The organism is Halomonas sp. BC04, assembly GCF_000568385.1.
Genome location: NZ_AZQX01000025.1, coordinates 1 through 15,866 on the forward strand (window position 1 = coordinate 1; position 15,866 = coordinate 15,866).

The window sequence follows — 15,866 nt, forward strand, 5'->3', positions numbered from 1 at the left end:
TGCCGGTGGTGCGCGCCTTGCGGGCGGTCGCCGGCTGGGCGGGAATCAAGCCGGGGAATACGGCGGCTTCGGGCAGCTCAATCAGGCCGGGTCGAAGCCGTCGCGGCATCGGGCCAGGGCATTGGCGAGAATGTCGCCGGGGGGTTGTGTCTTGGTGGGCATCGAAAGCGCTCCTAATTCCGGTTGTTTGCCGGTTGGCACTTTCGATGGTGGCCACGGCCGGGGCTGCCGTGGTGCAGGTGCAAAATGCAGATTGCAGGCTATCGGCTCTTCTTGGCCTCCCATGCCTTGATTGCCGCGCCAACATGCTGTTTCAGCTTGCGGTCGCCCATGTTGGTCACGTCATCGGGCACGGCGGCTAACATATCTTGGACAATGCGTGTCGCATTCGGCCGCGCTCCATGCCGATGATCGGGGCCATGTTGACTGGCATACAACTCCACCAACAGGCCGAACGCCTCAAGGGCTCGCAGATCCTCGCCTTCGGTAGGCTGCCCAGATTCCTGCTCATCAAGGCTTGATAAGAAGGCATCAAGGTTTTGCCGACGAATCACGATACGGCTATCACTTGGCAGCCGGTCCAGATCAAACCACTTGGAAGGGTTGTAGCGGCGATTCTCCCAGCTTGTTAGCTGCTCAAGTGTCTTGGTGCCAAAGCCTTCTTCTTGAAACCGCTCTTTCAAGGCATAGACTCGTCCCTCTCTTTCTATCCACGCTCCATCAGGCACCCAGACATCGAGCTCGGGCTCGCCTCCTACCTGGCTGCTGTACAGCTCCTCGACGCTGACTCTCTCGCCGGCCAAAAGCGGCAAATCCCACACGCCCTCAACCGGCATAACGTCGCCATACCATGTGATAAACGCATCCTCAGTAAACCTTGGCGCCATGGGTGTAGCCATCAGGGCACCGCTTTCCAGCCACCTATTCATTTCATTGTCCCCTGAAACAACCTCTGAAAGAGTCTTTCCAAAGGCGGCAGCGGCTTTCATTTCCATGTCCCCCACAGTCCATGCCAAAATCTTGCCAGGCGGATGAATAGCCACACGTGTATCCATTATGTGGGTAATCTTTCCCTCAATGGCATGTGCTGGCGCCAAAAAAAGCACGGACAGTTTCAAACGCCCTTCAAGCCCCAAGTGCAAGACATCGTGTATTGCTACTGATTCGGAAAACACTGCTGATAGGTGGGCTGCCGCATCATTCAACGTCAGCCAGCTTTTCAAATGATACAGCCTTGATCCCAAAGCCATCGGCGCCACTCCTCGCGCTTACTCCAGGGAAGGTTGGCCGGCGGGCACGGTGGAGTCGCCGTGCTTTCGGGTGTACGGCCCTAGCCGGCCAAATCGGTCATTTGGTGGATACCTTGGTGGATACTTCGCGGATCGCTGGCGCCTTGTCGCTGGCGCCCCCCTCCTCGGCTGGCGCCCTGGGCACCGCTTTGGCGAACGCCTCGACAGCATCGCGGGAATGGTCCGGCCGCAGGTGCGCGTAAAACGTGATCGTCGTTTGAATGTCGCTGTGCGCCATCAGCTTGGAAACCGTCAGCAGGTCAACGCCGGCCATCACCAGTTGGCTAGCGAAGTTGTGCCGCAGGCTGTACAGCAACAGGTCATCGGGCAGCCCGGCCAGCTTGCGGACAGACGCCCATGGCTTTTGCATCGCGGTCGCGCTCATACGCTTGCCGTTGCGCGGCGATGGGAATACCAGCCCGGTGGTGGGCTCGCCTTGCTGCCGGTGCCACTCCTTCAGCACGGCCACTGCCTCAGTGGACAGCGGGAAGGTTTGGGGCTCCTCGCGGTGGTGCGCCGTCTTTTCAATCACCTTGCGGACGGTGCGGAAAGTCAGGTTGACGTGATCCCAGCGCAGCCCAAACAGATCGCCCGGCCGAAAGCCGGTGTAGTACATGGTCAGAATCCAGGGCGCGACGTGATCCACGTAGGCCACGCCATCCAGGTCCGGCAGATACGCCTTGCCATGGGCGCGGCTGCTACGCCGCTGCTGGCGCTTGGCCTCTTGGTACGCCTCAAGGCCGGCAAACAGCGCCTTGACCTCCTCGGCCTCAAGATAGCGCCGCTGGGATGCTTGCTCGGCCATCTCCTCCTCGGTCATGGCCGGCCGTTGCAGCTTGACGCCCTACAACGGGTGGGCCGGTATCACCTTGCGCTCGGCAGCATGGGCCAGCAGGCCGCACAGGGCATCATAGGACCGCTTCAGGGTGCCAAAGGCGCGTGGCTTGTCGGCGGCTTCTTGTTTGGCCTGCCAACGCTCAACATCAGCGCGTGTCAGGCTGCCCATGGGCTTGTCCAGCCACTCGGGAAAGTCATTCTCGATGCGCCGCAGGCTGCCGGCGCCGTCTTTCTTGCGATTCTGGTAGGCGGCATACGGACCGGCTAGGTAGGCGCGAAGGGTTTGATGCTGCTGGCGCTCCTCCTCGGCCTTGGCCTCCTCCAGCACCGCGCGGGGGGCGCCACCCTGGGCCACGATGCTCAACGCATCTTTCGCTTGGGCACGCGCCTCGGCAACGGTGCGGGTGCCGTAGCGGCCAATGGTCAGGATGCGCTGCCGGCCTGTCTTGGTGCGGTAGTAAAAGCCGGAAGGTCAGGCCGCGCTTGCTGTGACGCGCGTGGAAGCCAGGTAGCTCAGTGTCGAATACGCTATCGGCCGGGGGCTCCTTGGAAAGCCGCTCCAGCGCCTTGGTTGTCAGCTTCAGCTTGTTGTCGCCTGCCATGCCCGGCCCCTTTTTCTAGGTAGCAAATAGGTAGCTGTAGGATCCCGGATGATCGGATCGCCTATAGAAGTTATCCTCTGCTAGCAGCGAGGGAGCTTCTTCAGAAATTCATCCGGGAGCAGGTTCATGGACATCAAGCTGCATAAACAAGCGACGACGACACCGAAGATCCGTGCCGAGATCCAGGCAGCACCCTCCAGCATCACGGATAGTGAGCTGGCCCGTCAGTAACGCGTCACCACCGGGACCATCCGGCGCTGGCGGTACCGTGACGATGTCTATGACCGTTCGCACACACGCCATAACCTGCTCGCCACGCTCACTCCCGAACAGGAGGAGGTGCTGATCAGGGCTCGCGAATTCCTTTGCCTCGGCCTGGATGATCTCCTCGTCGTGGCGCGTGAGTTCCTGAACCCCCGCTTGTCCCGCTCTGGCCTGCATCGCATGCTACAGCGGCGCGAGGTGCCGACACTGGCGGCATTGGCCCGGCAGGACGCCGGCGATGACGAAAAGCCCCGGTACAAGCCCTTCAAGGACTACGAGCCGGGCTTCGTACACATCGATATCAAACACCTACCTCAGATGCCCGACGAGCAGCAAAAGCGCTACCTGTACGTCGCCATCGACCGTGCCACACGCTGGGTCTATCTGGAGGTCAGGTGCAGCCAGTCCGCGAAGGATGCGCGGGCGTTCATGAAGCGGGTAGAGGAAAAGGCTCCCTTTAAGATCCAGACGGTGCTGACCGACAACGGCAAGTCGTTCACTGATCGCTTCACGCGGGCGGGTGAGCGCAAGCCCAGCGGCCGCCACCCCTTCGATCAGGAGTGCCAGGCCCTTGGCATCGAACATCGTCTGATCAAGCCGGGAAGGCCGCAGACGAACGGCATGGTGGAGCGCTTCAACGGCCGCATCAGCGATGTACTGGCGACTCGCCGCTATTCGTCAGGCGAGGACCTGGAGCAGACGTTGAAACGCTACTGCTGGCTGTACAATCACCATATCCCGCAGAAGGCGCTGCACCATCAATCACCGATTGCAGCGATGAAGGAATGGCAAACCAAACGGCCTGAGTTATTTACTAAGCGGGTGGTCAATCACACGGGACCCGACAACTATAGGTAATTATAAATCTACTGACATTGCTCTTGGTGAAGTAAGCCAGGATATAAGTGGATTATCTTACTATGACTTTTAAATAGAAGTGCTTTATACGCCATTTGACTGGGCGTCGTCCTATTATATGGAAGAGCTATACGCGAACAATCACAAAGTCCGTTTGAGTTTGGTTTATGCTAACGGGGAGTGGGTTCCGGCAAATTTTTAAAACGTTACTGAATGAAGTCTGTTGATGAAGCGGTTCTCTAGCTCACAATGGCACGCCTTGGCTAGTCCAGGCAGCTTCACTCACACGGGGGCCTGCTACGAGAGGGTAATGCAGGCCCAGCCGAGAACGCCGATACCTGGCGGCGGCTCAACGAAAGCACTGGGACCAAGGTCCGAGTGCAGTTCAAAATAAGCCGGGCTCAAGTCACTGGCCGATGAACGAGAGCCCGGCATGGGTCTGTTCGGGTGAACGACGTTAATCACTATATTGACATGCACGCCAGACGGTTATGAGTGTTCTAAGAGCCCATGCCAGAGATTCAAGAATAAAGGCTGTCAGAACACTGTCATGCTTCTATATTGAAAAAACCACTTTCCGTTTTGAGCTATTATGATGAGGTAGAATTCCTTAGACAACTCTAAGCTGATGCTTAGGAACGTTACCTTAACTCTATTCTTGGAAGTGGGTCGAGCATACTCACTGTGAACAACAATTCATAAATTAACGGGGATCGATATGCATGCTTACCTCATTTGGTCATTGCTTTTATGGTTGCCTGCGGCTGCAGAAGCAAATGAATGGTATTTAGGTAGCTGGGAGTTAATAGAGGTAAAATATCCCCACATTAGCGCTATGACAGATGAGGAGGCAGCTACTTACATAGGTCGTACAATTCACTATGGTAAAAACTCAGTAAATTTAATTGACCATGCTTGCAGCAATCCAATATATAAAACAGAGGTTGTGACTGCCGGTGATTTTTTAACAGGGAGCAGATTTCCGTTAGAAAGTCTTGAAATAGGTGGATCTTCGGTAGAATTATTGAAAGTTGAATGCGGTTCAGGCGGGCATGCACCTGGGCTTAGCGTCATCAAAAAAGATGCAATCACAGGATATATCTCATGGGACGGTGCGTATTTTCAAATTACGAAGCGATGAAAAAAGAAAAGCAGTGCTTTCTATTTTTATCTCCACTCGCTTTTGTGGCACTCAGTGGTTGCTCCGGTGACCCTTCAGCTGGCGACGTTCAAAAGGCCATTACTGCCATCGTTGGACCTGGCGTTTCGGTGCGTGACGTAAAGGTTATAGAATGCGTCTCCAGCAATAGCACTACCGGCCATACCTGTGATGTAGAATTCAACCTCACAGGAATCGGCTCTTCAATTAATGCGGTCGATACTATGAGGTTTGCCAAAGGTAGCGAGGGCTGGGTTATAGTAGAATCAGCCTATCTGCCCTGAACTTAACCCATTTATTCAGTTTCTTCGTCATATCATGTGGATTTGGCGGATCCAAACCGTCTAGGAATCGGGCTTATATTGGCACTCACAGTACTAAGTGGGTCAGCCAATTCTACGTTCACTGGCTCATGCTGGGAGAAACCGCCTCGGTTAGATCCGGGCGGATGTTCAACACAAGTCCAACTCCCTGCGTGTCACTTCTTTCCATAACTATTCCTCTGTATACCAACCCTTCAGGTAGAGCGCAACGGCCCCCTCGGGATTCGATGCCGAGACGGTATTCACATGATCATAGCCACGGTCGATGAGGCTCTTCTCCCGCCAACGATTGCCGTTGATGGCGCATGCCACATAGATTCCCAATGAGACCAGCGTAGCCAGAAAACCAACAGGGCCCTCTATCGGCAACATGGGAAGCACGATCACAGCGACGAGCAGGCCATGCGGGTCGGGGGGGACAGGTCGCGATGGATCATTCAGGTTGCTCTGGTAGGTGGCAATTCCGTATGGGCCTGAAAGGTAGTGCCCTCCTACCGGAGGTAGAATATGAAGAAGTTAGAAGCTTGATTTGCATGTGGCTCACGACGCTCGGTCATATCCTGAAGATAGACCTCGCGTTTGGCTACCGGCATGGGGAAAGGTGATTTTCTGGGTACCAGCTGGAACACAGCCGTCAGCAACAGGCAGCAACATCTAATAAAGTGGTTGGTCACGATATAGTTTTGATTTACCAACCTTTTCGCCCCATTTTACGCAGTATGCGTTTATATGAATAAATGCTAAATAAAGGAATGGAGTTGCAGAGGTCTCAGGTTCGAATCCTGTCGCTCCGACCAGAAACACAAAGAGAAACCGCCACCACGGATCATGCCGGGTGGCGGTTTTTCGTTGCTGACGAATAAGCACCACTTATTAATCGACAGCTGATAAATCGTTCGCCCCGCGCCGCCTCCCCTCCTAGCATCAGGTAACGTCTCGTATCCAACAACAAGCGTTCGGGGGAACTGACATGAGCAATAGCTTGCCGAGTTCGGCACGCGTGGTGATCGTGGGGGGTGGCGTCATTGGCTGCAGCGTCGCATACCACCTCACCCAACTGGGCATTCGCGATGTCGTCCTGCTGGAGCGCAAGACGCTGACCTGCGGCACCACCTGGCATGCGGCCGGCCTTGTGCCCACCTTGCGTGCCACCTACGCATGAGCATGTTGGCCAGCTACAGCGCAGACCTCTACGAACGCCTGAGCGCCGAAACCGGCCAGGCGACAGGCTTCGTGCGCAACGGCTCGCTGAGCATCGCGACCCACCAGGAGCGCTTCACCGAACTCAAGCGTGGCGCCTCCATGGCCAAGCTCTGCGGATTTCCCTGCGACGTGGTCACTCCCGATGAAGCCAAGGCGCTCTGGCCGCTGATGGATATCGACGACATCGTCGGTGGTATCCACCTGCCGCTCGACGGCATCGTCAACCCCGTCGACGTGACCCAGGCCCTGGCCAGGGGAGCGCGCATGGGTGGTGCGCGCATCTTCGAAAATACCCCTGTCGTCGATATCAAGGTGGCACACGGCAAAGCCACCGGCGTGGTGACCGAAGCTGGCGAGATCGATGCCGAGTTCGTGGTCAATTGCGCCGGCATGTGGGCCCGCGGATTCGGGCGGAAGGCCGGGGTCAATGTGCCGCTCCACGCCGCCGAACACTACTATGTCGTTACCGAACAAATCCCGGACCTGGCGACTCAACTGCCGACCCTGCGTGACCTCGACGGCTGCAACTACTTCAAGACCGAGGCCGGCAAGCTGTTGATCGGCACCTTCGAGCCCAATGCCATACCCTGGGGACACCAGGGGATCCCGGACAGCTTCAGCTTCGATGAGCTTCCCCCGGACCTGGACCATCTCGAGCCCTACCTGGAAGCGGCCATGCGTCGCGTTCCCGCCCTTGCGAACACCGGGCTGCAGCTGGTCTTCAATGGTCCCGAAAGCTTCACGCCCGATGACCGCTACCATCTCGGTGAAGCGCCGGAGTTGCGCAACTACTTCATTGCGGCCGGCTTCAACTCGGTCGGCATCCAGTCGGCGGGGGGCGCCGGCAAGGTCCTGGCCGAATGGATTGCTAAAGGACACGCCCCCATGGACCTGTGGGAAGTGGATGTACGCCGCAACCAGCCCTTCCAGGGAAATGCCGAATACCTGTACGACCGCACACGGGAAGGGCTCGGCCTGCTTTACGCCATGCATTGGCCCTACCGGCAGTTCGAGACGGCGCGCAATGTGCGCAAGAGCATCCTGCATGAACGCCTGGCGGCAGCCAACGCCGGCTTCGGCGAGGTCGCCGGCTGGGAGCGGGCCAATTTCTTCGCCCCGCCTGGCGAAAAGGCGGCATACCGCTACAGCTGGGGCAAGCAGAACTGGTTCGAATGGTCGGCAGCGGAGCACAGGGCCGTACGCGAACGCGTCGGCCTGTTCGACCAGAGCTCCTTCACCAAGCTGCTGGTGCAAGGACGTGACGCCATGGCGATGCTGAACCGCCTCTGTGGCAATGACATCGATGTCGAGCCGGGGCGGATCGTCTATACCCAGTGGCTCAACGAGCGTGGCGGCATCGAGGCCGACCTGACCGTGACGCGACTCGCCGCCGACAGCTTCCTCATCGTCTCCGGAGCGCCGACCCAGACCCGCGACCTGAACTGGCTGCAGCGGCATACGTCCGATGAAGCGAACGCCATCGTGACCGACGTGTCCTCCTCGATGGCCGTCCTCGGCGTCATGGGGCCCGAGGCGCGAAACCTGCTTCAGCAGCTCACCGATGCGGACCTCAGCAACGCAGGGTTTCCCTTCGGCACCTCCCGGGAAATCGAGCTGGGTTACGCCCGCGTGCGCGCCTCGCGCATCACCTATGTCGGGGAACTGGGCTGGGAGCTCTACATACCCACCGAGTTCGCACCCGATGTCTTCGATCGTATCGTGGCAGCCGGCAAGGCCTTCGACCTCAAGCTCTGCGGTTATCACGCCCTCAACTCCCTGCGCATCGAGAAAGGTTACCGCCATTTCGGACACGACGTCACCGAGGAGGATACCCCGCTGGAAGCCGGGCTCTCCTTCGCTGTGGCCTTCAACAAGCCCGGCGGCTTCATCGGCAAGGAGGCGCTTCAGCGACAAAAGGCGGAGGGGATCAGGAAGCGGATGGTCCTGTTCCGGTTCCTGGACCCCGAGGCGACCAGCCACCACGAAGAACCGATCTATCGTAACGGCGTCATCGTCGGCAGAACCACCTCTGGAATGTACGGCCATTACGTCGGCGGCAACGTGGCCATGGGCTATGTGGAGAACGCCGAGGGCGTGACGCCGGAATGGATCAGGGAAGGCAACTACGAGATCGAGGTCGCCACGCAACGTTACGGGGTCGAGGCCAGCCTGCGCGCGCTCCACGACCCTGACATGACCCGGGTAAAAAGCTGACGCGGCGCTAACCGATCTCCTTCAGCAGCCAGTCGTGGAAAGCCTGGGCGGCACCGGACAAGGGCTTTTCATGAAGTTTGATGAGGTAATAGCTTGCCATGCACTCGATACCTTCTTCGAACGGGGCAACCAGGGATGACTGCAAGCAGGAGCCATTCACCAATTCGTCATTGAGCAGGCAGACCCCCACACCTTCCACCGCCATGCCCGCGGCAATGGCGTAGCTGTCCACAAGGAAGCGCGAGGCGTTGCCCGCCCCGCCCTGGGGGTAGTGGGCCAGCCAATCGTTCCAGCCATTGGGCGTGCCCAGCACATCGATCAATGGCAGGTCGAGCAGCCCGCCATCTTCCCGCAACCGGTCGGCAAGCTTTCCAGCGCAGTAGGGCCGCAGCCCACGCGAAAGCAGACGCCGAGCCTGGAACGACGGCCAGTTGCCGGAACCGTATCGGATTTCCAGCTCGGCGCTGCTGGGTGGCGCATCGGCCTCCCAGTTCATGCCGAAGAGCCGTATCGAGATAAGGGGATACAGCGCATGAAAGCGCCCCAGCCTCGGCGCCAGCCAGAATTGAGCGAAGGTGTTGTTGATGCTGAGCTCCAGCATCCCCTGGGCCGCGGTATCGAAGATACTGTTGAGCCCCTGCTCCATATGCTGGAGCCCTTCGCGGACGACCCCGTGGTAGGCACGCCCCGCCGCGGTCAGCTGGATGGAACGGGTCTTCCGCTCGAACAGCGGCCGGCCCAGCTTATGCTCGAGCAGCTTGATCTGTTGGCTGACCGCCGACTGGCTCATGCTCAGCTCTTGCGCAGCCTTCGAGAAACTCAGGTGCCGCCCAACCGCCTCGAAGGTTCTCAGCCAGTTAAGATGGAGATTCTGTAGTGGCATGCTCTGTCTGGATACCCTGCTTGTGACTGCAGCACCTATACCCTGTTCATGAGGCCTTCACAAGCACGGCGGTCAGGGCCATCAACAGCCCTCTTCCCGGAGAGATCGCGCCGCCCTGCGCGCCAATGGCGGCAATCTCTTACAACAATGCCCTCCCAGGCTCACATCCAATATCCTCGATCCCCACTAGCCTGAACAGGAATGGATACCTTGAGTGGCGATCACAATGAAACGGATAAACTACACCCAGCAGGGCATCGATGTTGAACTGGTTCTCACACGAGATCCGTTCAACTGTGAATGGCTTGCCGTAGCCCGATGGCAATCGACCCACGGGGCGGGTCCGTCCCTGCACTCCATGCCTCCGCTCAGTTCAACCGCGTCGGAAGCCGATGCCTGGGAGGCTGCAAAGCAATGGGCGAACGGACTCGTCATGCGAGACTACCTCAAGACCGCCGGCATTACCGCCAAGACAGCGACAGCGCCGAACAGCCATAAAGGCTATGCGCTGCGCTGATCGACAAACCGGGGCCGAAGCATAGGCCCATGACAGACAGAAGGGCCCGGCCATGAAGGCCGGGCCCGTAGACATGCATCCTTTCACCCTCTCATGGCATCCTGCCTGAGCTTCCCTGGTTCCTGGTCATCCTGACGCTTCTTCCCTGCCGGGCTCTCCTTTTCCCTGTATAGCCATGATGGCATGCCACAGCGCCAGTTCCAGTAACCCATGTTATGTCGGCTTGTAAGAGATCGCGGACAGAACCTGTAAGCCAATTCACTCAGTACGGATATGTCGCGCCCCTACCGGTAGGTAACAGTCGGTGACGACGTCCCTGCTTGCCATGCTTGACGGCAAGCGCCTCTACTGTCCATACAGAAGGTGAGGGTACGCACACCAGCCAATACATGGAGGTCAGCATGAAGCGAATGATCGAGCATGCCGCAGCCTGGCTATTCGGTGTCATGGAGAGCCGCGAAACCCGCCAGCCAGAGGAGCAGCACGCCTGGAGCTGCTATCGCGCCGGGCGCAACCAACCGCCGGGCGACAACCGGCGTCACTGAACGACACCGACAGCCGTTCCCTGGGCCGGCTCCACGCAACCTGCCCAACCAGCCTGGAGCCTATGGGTGGTTGGGGCTGTGCGGATCCAGCAAGGGGCAGGCGCCAACCGATTCCGCAGCCAGAGGAAGGCAACATGCAGAGCACCCATCGAGTGGCCATATTGCTCCTGCCCCTGTGCAGCTTGGTCAGCACCGGCCCCCTTCAGGCTGGCGGCTGCGAGCCGAACGAACGGCAGCGGGCAATGCTGGAGCGTGTAAACGAAGTACGTAGCGCAGCGCGTCAATGCGGCGATGACGAATTCGAGGCGGCGGAGCCCCTGGCATGGAGCTGTCGCCTAGCAGAGGCCGCCGCGAACCACTCTCGGGACATGGCAGAGAACGCATTCTTCGACCACGCCGACCCCGACGGCGTCGGTGTCAATGAACGGGTCAGCGAGACCGGCTATGACTGGATGGCGGTTGGAGAAAACATCGCCGCCGGTCAATCCGATGTGGCCACGGTCCTCGAGGGCTGGCTCTCGAGCCCGGGCCACTGCACCAATATCATGCGTGATGAATTCACCGAGATGGGCGCGGCCGTCGTCGAAGCGGAAGGATCGGATTATTCACCCTACTGGACGCAGGTCCTGGCCCGGCCGCGCTGAATACCCTGACGGCTACCGCCAACGCTGCTCCGCCAAGGCGCCTGACGCCGCCAGTCGCGATGGGGACTCGGGGCGCCGAACCGAGCGCTCCAACAGCTGTCTTATCTAATGTAGGAGTAGCTTCAGCTCACGACTGGAGGCCGCAGGCCTCCCGGCGGTGTTGCAGCATCGGCAATAGCGAATCACGCCGTTACCCACACGGAACGCGATAAGCAATAGGGAAAAAGCAAAGCAGTGAAAACTGTAAAGCGAAGGTGATAGAAGCGGAGTACAGCGGGAGGTTCAGGAGGAGAAAGGAAATGCAGGACCCTCCGTGGTCCGGTTATGGCTAAGGACAGCTACCACTAACGGATAAAGGCCGCCACTGCTTCCTGGGCTGCCTGCTGGGCAAGGGCGTGTGAAACCCAGTGATCCAGCACTTCACTGCTCAGGCTGACGACGTATTGTGATTCTGGCATGACGCATCTCCTGTTGGGTGACCAAAAACATCATGCCCCATTGATGTCGACATTTCACTACGATAGCGACAATTTGCACCAAGATGGCGCTGACACATCCATTCTGGTGCCATATCACGCCAATGTTACAAAATGGTGCGCCATTTTGCCCACGACCAGAGTCAGTAGAGCTTTTTTCACCAAAGATCGGCAAGGCAAACAGCTCCAGTGAACCTCCGTCCGCCAGGCTCCCCGGCGGAGATCGCCCCACAACAGCAGAAAGCCCAAAAACATGGCGCAGCTCACCCCTGGCCTGCTACACCTTCCAAGATAAAGGGATAAATGACATCTGGAATGAGGGAGATTTCGATGCAGCGCCTGTACTTTCTGATACCCGACAAAGAGACCACCTCCACCATCGTCGATGAACTCAATGCCATGGGCCTGACCAAGGAGGACCTGCATGTCATGGGCAAGGACTGGAGGCCCCTGGAAAAGGAGGGCGTGCCGGTTGCCACACTGATCCAGACCAGCGATGTCGCCAATGCCTGGAAACGTGGCGCCATTGCCGGCGCCGTGCTGGGCTTCGTGCTTGGCCTGGTCGCCCACTTCATCATCCACGGCACGAATATTGTCTGGATCACCCTCGCCATGGTGGTGTTTGGCGCCCTGTTCGGCGTCTGGACCAGCACGATGGTCGGCGTATCCGTCCGTGACGTCAAAGTCAGCAAGTACGACAAAGCGATCAAGCGAGGAGCGATGCTGCTGATCATCGATGTACCCGAGGAGCAGGAGGAAACGTTCAAGACGGTGATCAAGCATCACCATCCCGAAGTGATCATCGACAAGATTGACGCCAAGGACAGAGCGGAAAATGTGGGTGAAGGAAACTGATGATCCCACCGCTTGGCAACAGGCTGCCAGCACAAAGCAGCGACAGGAGCGCTCGGTTCGGCGCTCCGACTCTGCGTCGCCAGGCGCCCGGCGGAGGCTACAACGTCGGTGGCGTCGCAGAAACCCGCAAAAACGCCGGGAGTCCTTCGGCCTCCAGTCGTGATCTGAGGATGCTTCTACAACGGTGTGGCGCCGTCGATGCCGGCCAACTGGACTTTAACTAATTTTCGATCATAATCGATAAGATATTAGTTAACCCCCACTTGTAGAGGGCCTCCATGTCGTATCAGCGCCTACAACCCGAACAAATTCGCGTTGCCGTCAATGCCATCCAGCTTTTCGAGGCGCTGGAGCAGCATCGCGGCCAGGCGCGACAGGTCAAGGGCTCGATGCACTGGAAGCGTATCCATGGGCGGGAGTACCTCTATCGAGCCTATACCGGCGGCAAGAACCACTCGCTAGGCCCGCGGTCCACCGAAACCGAGGCCATTCAAGAAGCGTTTGATACGCGCAAGGCCGAGTACCAGGCTCGGGAGCAGTCGTTGAAGGAACAGCTTCAGCTGCACGCCGCCTACATCCGGGCCAACCGACTGAACCGATTCCCAGTGGCCGGCGCCAGGGTAATCCGGGCACTGCAACGCAAGAGCCTCCCCTTTCGGGTCATCGGCACCAACGCCCTATATGCCTACGAGGCCCGCGCCGGCGTACGGATCGAACCCGAACACCTGGCGACTGCCGATATCGACGTTCTGATGGACGCCCGGCAAGGCTTGAGGATCGTAACGGCCCTGGAGGGGGACACCCTGTTATCGGTCATACGATCCAGCGATCACTCGTTCGAACCGCTAACGGATACGCCTTACGAGTTTCGTGCCGCCAATGCCCAGGGCTACATGATCGACCTGATTACCCAGGCCGCCGATGTGATGGCAATGAACGACTTCGAACACCACCTGGAAGCCGGAGACCTGAAGCCGGTGGGCATCGACTCACTGAAGTGGGCGATTGCCTCACCGCGCTTCGAAGCCGTTGTTTTCGATGAACGAGGCATGCCGCTTCGGCTGTCCACGGTAGACCCACGAGCGTTCGTGCTGCACAAGCACTATGCGAGCCAGCAACCCGACCGCGAACCCATCAAACGCCATCGAGATGCGGCGCAAGCGCAACTAGTCGCCACCCTTCTGCGTGACGAGCTACGGGAACTGTCAACGACACAAGCCGTCGAGCGGGCCTTCCCCCATCTGGTAAGGCAACAAGCCAGCTCCCATCTCGACGACTTTGACGTATAAATGATGGAGATCGCCCAAGAGTTAGGCGAACTCGAGAGGCTGAGCCTTTTCAATGCGCTCAAGGCGCCTGGCGTCATGCATCGCTTCCCAGAGATCAGCCTTCTGCTGCAGGTTCAGCCAGAATTGCGCGGAGTTGCCAAAAACGCGGGCGAGCATCAGCGCAGTATCCGCTGTAACCGCCCGCTTGTTCCGGCAAAGCTCATTCACGAGGCGTGGAGAAACCCCCATTCTCTCAGCCAGCTTGGTTTGGCTGAGGTTGAACGGCTCCAGGAACTCATGAGTCAGCATCTCGCCGACAGTCGTAGGTTTACGATTGATCTTGAACATCACAGTCACCTGTAGGTATGCGGATCCAGGTAGATGTTATGTGCCTTGTCCCCGTCCCACTCGAATATGAGACGGTACTGCATATTGACGCGAATGGAGCATTTGCCTTCCAGCTTGCCTTGCAGGCGCTCGAACCGGTTGCCAGGTGGCACGTGAAGATCGCTCTCATCCACGGCGGCATCGATGATGTCCAGCTTGCTTGCCAGAGCTGACTCGATTGTATTGGGTATGCCCTTATGAGCAGTGCCTTCGACGAAGAAATTTTCGAGCCAGGCATCACGAAAGCTGACGATCATCTTGCCCCCTTTCGATTACACTATACCGCCAAATGGTATAGTTCAAGTCGAGCATGAGCTAAGAGCGAAAGTAGCTGGTCGTCGCAAACGCCGGCAACACCGCCGGGGAGGCCTTCGGCCTCCAGTCGTGATCTGAAGATGCTCCTACATTAGATAAAGCAGCTGTCGGAGCGCTCGGTTCGGCGCCCCGAGTCCCCATCGCGACTGGCGCCGTCAGGCGCCTCGGCGGAGGCTACGAGCTATCTAGGACACCGCAGGCGGCTCACACACCAGCCGCTCTAAAAAAAAGAACACCTATCGCCTTTCATTAGCGCGGGGGGCTTCACAATACTCAGGGGTGTGCTGCACGGGCATAGCAACAAACACATCCAACAAGAAAGGATCCCCCATGCCTCTCTCCACCCTGCTCGACTGGCGCTTGCATGCGCTGGTCATCCTGGTCTCGCTATTCTCTGAATTCATCGGCATTCAGCAGATCCCCATGGGGCCCGGCTCCCTGCTGCTGCTGCCGCTCTTCTACGCCTTCATCCTGGGGGTGCTGCTCAACCCCAACGTGACGCGCACCGCGGCCAAGGTATTCCCCAACAGGATCAGCGTTGCCGCCGGGCCGCTCATCCTGCTCTCGATCATGCCCTTCATCGCGCGCTTCGGTTCCACCATCGGCCCCGCCATCGAGGACCTCATCGATGCCGGACCCGCGCTGATCCTGCAGGAACTCGGCAACCTCGGCACCATGCTGATCGCCCTGCCGGTGGCGGTACTGGTCTTCAAGATGGGGCGTGAAGCCATCGGTGCCACCTACTCCATCGCCCGCGAACCAAATATCGCAGTGATCTCCGACAAGTACGGCCTCAAGGGACCCGAAGGCATCGGGGTCATGGGTACCTATGTCGTCGGCACCATGTTCGGCACCCTGTGGTTCGCCCTGATGGCAGGCTACCTGGCCTCCCTCGACATCCTCGACCCGCGCGCCCTGGCCATGGCCTGCGGTGTGGGTAGCGGCAGCATGGTCGCCGCCTGCTCGGCTGCCATTGCCGGCACGCTTCCCGAGATGCGAGACGAACTGCTCGCCTTCGCCGGCGCCAGCAACCTCATGACCTACGCCACCGGGCTGTACCTGACGCTGTTCATCGCGCTGCCCATTGCCGAAAAGCTCTATACCCTGCTGAAGGGCAAGCGCAAGGCCATGCCGGTCGGCGCCCAGGTCGCCGCCAGTGCCGGCAGCGACGACAGCGACATCCCCGCCGAACCGCGCCCCGAGCAGGAACTCGGCAAGACCGCCATC

The 15,866-nt window shown here is 58.8% G+C and carries 14 protein-coding genes and 3 pseudogenes; 10 read left to right on the top strand and 7 right to left on the bottom strand.

All coding sequences use genetic code 11. The features are described from left to right. Positions 1 to 260 precede the first annotated feature (260 nt). From Q427_RS02150 to Q427_RS33140, 4 genes and pseudogenes are all read right to left on the bottom strand, one after another. Positions 261 to 1,250, bottom strand: a complete 990-nt coding sequence (locus tag Q427_RS02150) for a hypothetical protein (protein WP_043510560.1) — start codon at positions 1,248 to 1,250, stop codon at positions 261 to 263. A gap of 97 nt (positions 1,251 to 1,347) precedes the next feature. After that, positions 1,348 to 2,109 carry a tyrosine-type recombinase/integrase gene (locus Q427_RS33130; RefSeq protein WP_231613321.1) on the bottom strand — a complete coding sequence of 254 codons (762 nt, stop codon included), beginning with the start codon at positions 2,107 to 2,109 and terminating at the stop codon, positions 1,348 to 1,350. A gap of 24 nt (positions 2,110 to 2,133) precedes the next feature. Beyond that, positions 2,134 to 2,490, bottom strand: a complete 357-nt coding sequence (locus Q427_RS33135; protein WP_231613322.1) for a hypothetical protein — start codon at positions 2,488 to 2,490, stop codon at positions 2,134 to 2,136. 18 nt (positions 2,491 to 2,508) lie between these two features. Further along, positions 2,509 to 2,556, bottom strand: a pseudogene (locus tag Q427_RS33140) (hypothetical protein); the annotation flags it as partial. 298 nt (positions 2,557 to 2,854) lie between these two features. Here Q427_RS33140 and Q427_RS02160 point away from each other — a divergent pair. From Q427_RS02160 to Q427_RS36655, 4 genes and pseudogenes are all read left to right on the top strand, one after another. Then, positions 2,855 to 3,850: pseudogene (locus tag Q427_RS02160) on the top strand (IS481 family transposase). A gap of 718 nt (positions 3,851 to 4,568) precedes the next feature. After that, positions 4,569 to 4,991, top strand: coding sequence for a hypothetical protein (locus Q427_RS30925; protein ID WP_155833426.1), 423 nt, complete (start codon positions 4,569 to 4,571; stop codon positions 4,989 to 4,991). After that, a complete protein-coding gene (locus Q427_RS30930; protein ID WP_155833427.1) occupies positions 4,988 to 5,293 on the top strand; it encodes a hypothetical protein in 306 nt (101 codons plus the stop codon). The genes Q427_RS30925 and Q427_RS30930 overlap by 4 nt, the downstream gene beginning before the upstream one ends. A 1,036-nt stretch (positions 5,294 to 6,329) precedes the next feature. After that, positions 6,330 to 8,749 (top strand): annotated as a pseudogene (locus Q427_RS36655) (GcvT family protein); the annotation flags it as partial. Between the two features lie 7 nt (positions 8,750 to 8,756). Here the strand turns inward: Q427_RS36655 and Q427_RS28495 are convergent. Further along, positions 8,757 to 9,632, bottom strand: coding sequence for a LysR family transcriptional regulator (locus Q427_RS28495; protein WP_081785779.1), 876 nt, complete (start codon positions 9,630 to 9,632; stop codon positions 8,757 to 8,759). A 214-nt stretch (positions 9,633 to 9,846) separates the two neighbouring features. Here Q427_RS28495 and Q427_RS02180 point away from each other — a divergent pair, with 214 nt between their 5' ends. From Q427_RS02180 to Q427_RS02195, 5 genes are all read left to right on the top strand, one after another. Further along, positions 9,847 to 10,149 (top strand): hypothetical protein, encoded by a 303-nt coding sequence (locus tag Q427_RS02180; protein WP_043510562.1) that lies wholly within the window; start codon positions 9,847 to 9,849, stop codon positions 10,147 to 10,149. Between the two features lie 401 nt (positions 10,150 to 10,550). Continuing rightward, positions 10,551 to 10,694 (top strand): hypothetical protein, encoded by a 144-nt coding sequence (locus Q427_RS30935; RefSeq protein ID WP_155833428.1) that lies wholly within the window; start codon positions 10,551 to 10,553, stop codon positions 10,692 to 10,694. A gap of 134 nt (positions 10,695 to 10,828) precedes the next feature. Continuing rightward, positions 10,829 to 11,338: a CAP domain-containing protein gene (locus Q427_RS02185; protein ID WP_051496055.1), complete on the top strand. Its 510-nt coding sequence runs from the start codon at positions 10,829 to 10,831 to the stop codon at positions 11,336 to 11,338. An 806-nt stretch (positions 11,339 to 12,144) separates the two neighbouring features. Then, positions 12,145 to 12,669, top strand: coding sequence for a DUF1269 domain-containing protein (locus Q427_RS02190; RefSeq protein WP_043510563.1), 525 nt, complete (start codon positions 12,145 to 12,147; stop codon positions 12,667 to 12,669). A 278-nt stretch (positions 12,670 to 12,947) separates the two neighbouring features. Further along, positions 12,948 to 13,958, top strand: coding sequence for a GSU2403 family nucleotidyltransferase fold protein (locus Q427_RS02195; protein WP_043510565.1), 1,011 nt, complete (start codon positions 12,948 to 12,950; stop codon positions 13,956 to 13,958). A gap of 21 nt (positions 13,959 to 13,979) precedes the next feature. Here Q427_RS02195 and Q427_RS02200 read toward each other — a convergent pair whose 3' ends face one another. Together Q427_RS02200 and Q427_RS02205 are read right to left on the bottom strand one after the other, a co-directional pair. Further along, positions 13,980 to 14,285: a HigA family addiction module antitoxin gene (locus Q427_RS02200; RefSeq protein ID WP_043510568.1), complete on the bottom strand. Its 306-nt coding sequence runs from the start codon at positions 14,283 to 14,285 to the stop codon at positions 13,980 to 13,982. A gap of 5 nt (positions 14,286 to 14,290) precedes the next feature. Beyond that, on the bottom strand, positions 14,291 to 14,581 hold the full coding sequence (locus tag Q427_RS02205) for a type II toxin-antitoxin system RelE/ParE family toxin (RefSeq protein ID WP_043510573.1): 291 nt from the start codon (positions 14,579 to 14,581) through the stop codon (positions 14,291 to 14,293). A 388-nt stretch (positions 14,582 to 14,969) separates the two neighbouring features. Here Q427_RS02205 and Q427_RS02210 point away from each other — a divergent pair. Further along, the coding region (locus Q427_RS02210) for a DUF3100 domain-containing protein (protein ID WP_155833429.1) at positions 14,970 to 15,866 on the top strand (897 nt) is incomplete at its 3' end.

Coding starts and splice junctions, on each gene's coding strand:
- Q427_RS02150 (WP_043510560.1), bottom strand. CDS start 1,250: ATGGCTTTGGGATCAAGGCTGTATCATTTGAAAAGCTGGCTGACGTTG.
- Q427_RS33130 (WP_231613321.1), bottom strand. CDS start 2,109: ATGACCGAGGAGGAGATGGCCGAGCAAGCATCCCAGCGGCGCTATCTT.
- Q427_RS30925 (WP_155833426.1), top strand. CDS start 4,569: ATGCATGCTTACCTCATTTGGTCATTGCTTTTATGGTTGCCTGCGGCT.
- Q427_RS30930 (WP_155833427.1), top strand. CDS start 4,988: ATGAAAAAAGAAAAGCAGTGCTTTCTATTTTTATCTCCACTCGCTTTT.
- Q427_RS28495 (WP_081785779.1), bottom strand. CDS start 9,632: ATGCCACTACAGAATCTCCATCTTAACTGGCTGAGAACCTTCGAGGCG.
- Q427_RS30935 (WP_155833428.1), top strand. CDS start 10,551: ATGAAGCGAATGATCGAGCATGCCGCAGCCTGGCTATTCGGTGTCATG.
- Q427_RS02185 (WP_051496055.1), top strand. CDS start 10,829: ATGCAGAGCACCCATCGAGTGGCCATATTGCTCCTGCCCCTGTGCAGC.
- Q427_RS02190 (WP_043510563.1), top strand. CDS start 12,145: ATGCAGCGCCTGTACTTTCTGATACCCGACAAAGAGACCACCTCCACC.
- Q427_RS02195 (WP_043510565.1), top strand. CDS start 12,948: ATGTCGTATCAGCGCCTACAACCCGAACAAATTCGCGTTGCCGTCAAT.
- Q427_RS02200 (WP_043510568.1), bottom strand. CDS start 14,285: ATGTTCAAGATCAATCGTAAACCTACGACTGTCGGCGAGATGCTGACT.
- Q427_RS02205 (WP_043510573.1), bottom strand. CDS start 14,581: ATGATCGTCAGCTTTCGTGATGCCTGGCTCGAAAATTTCTTCGTCGAA.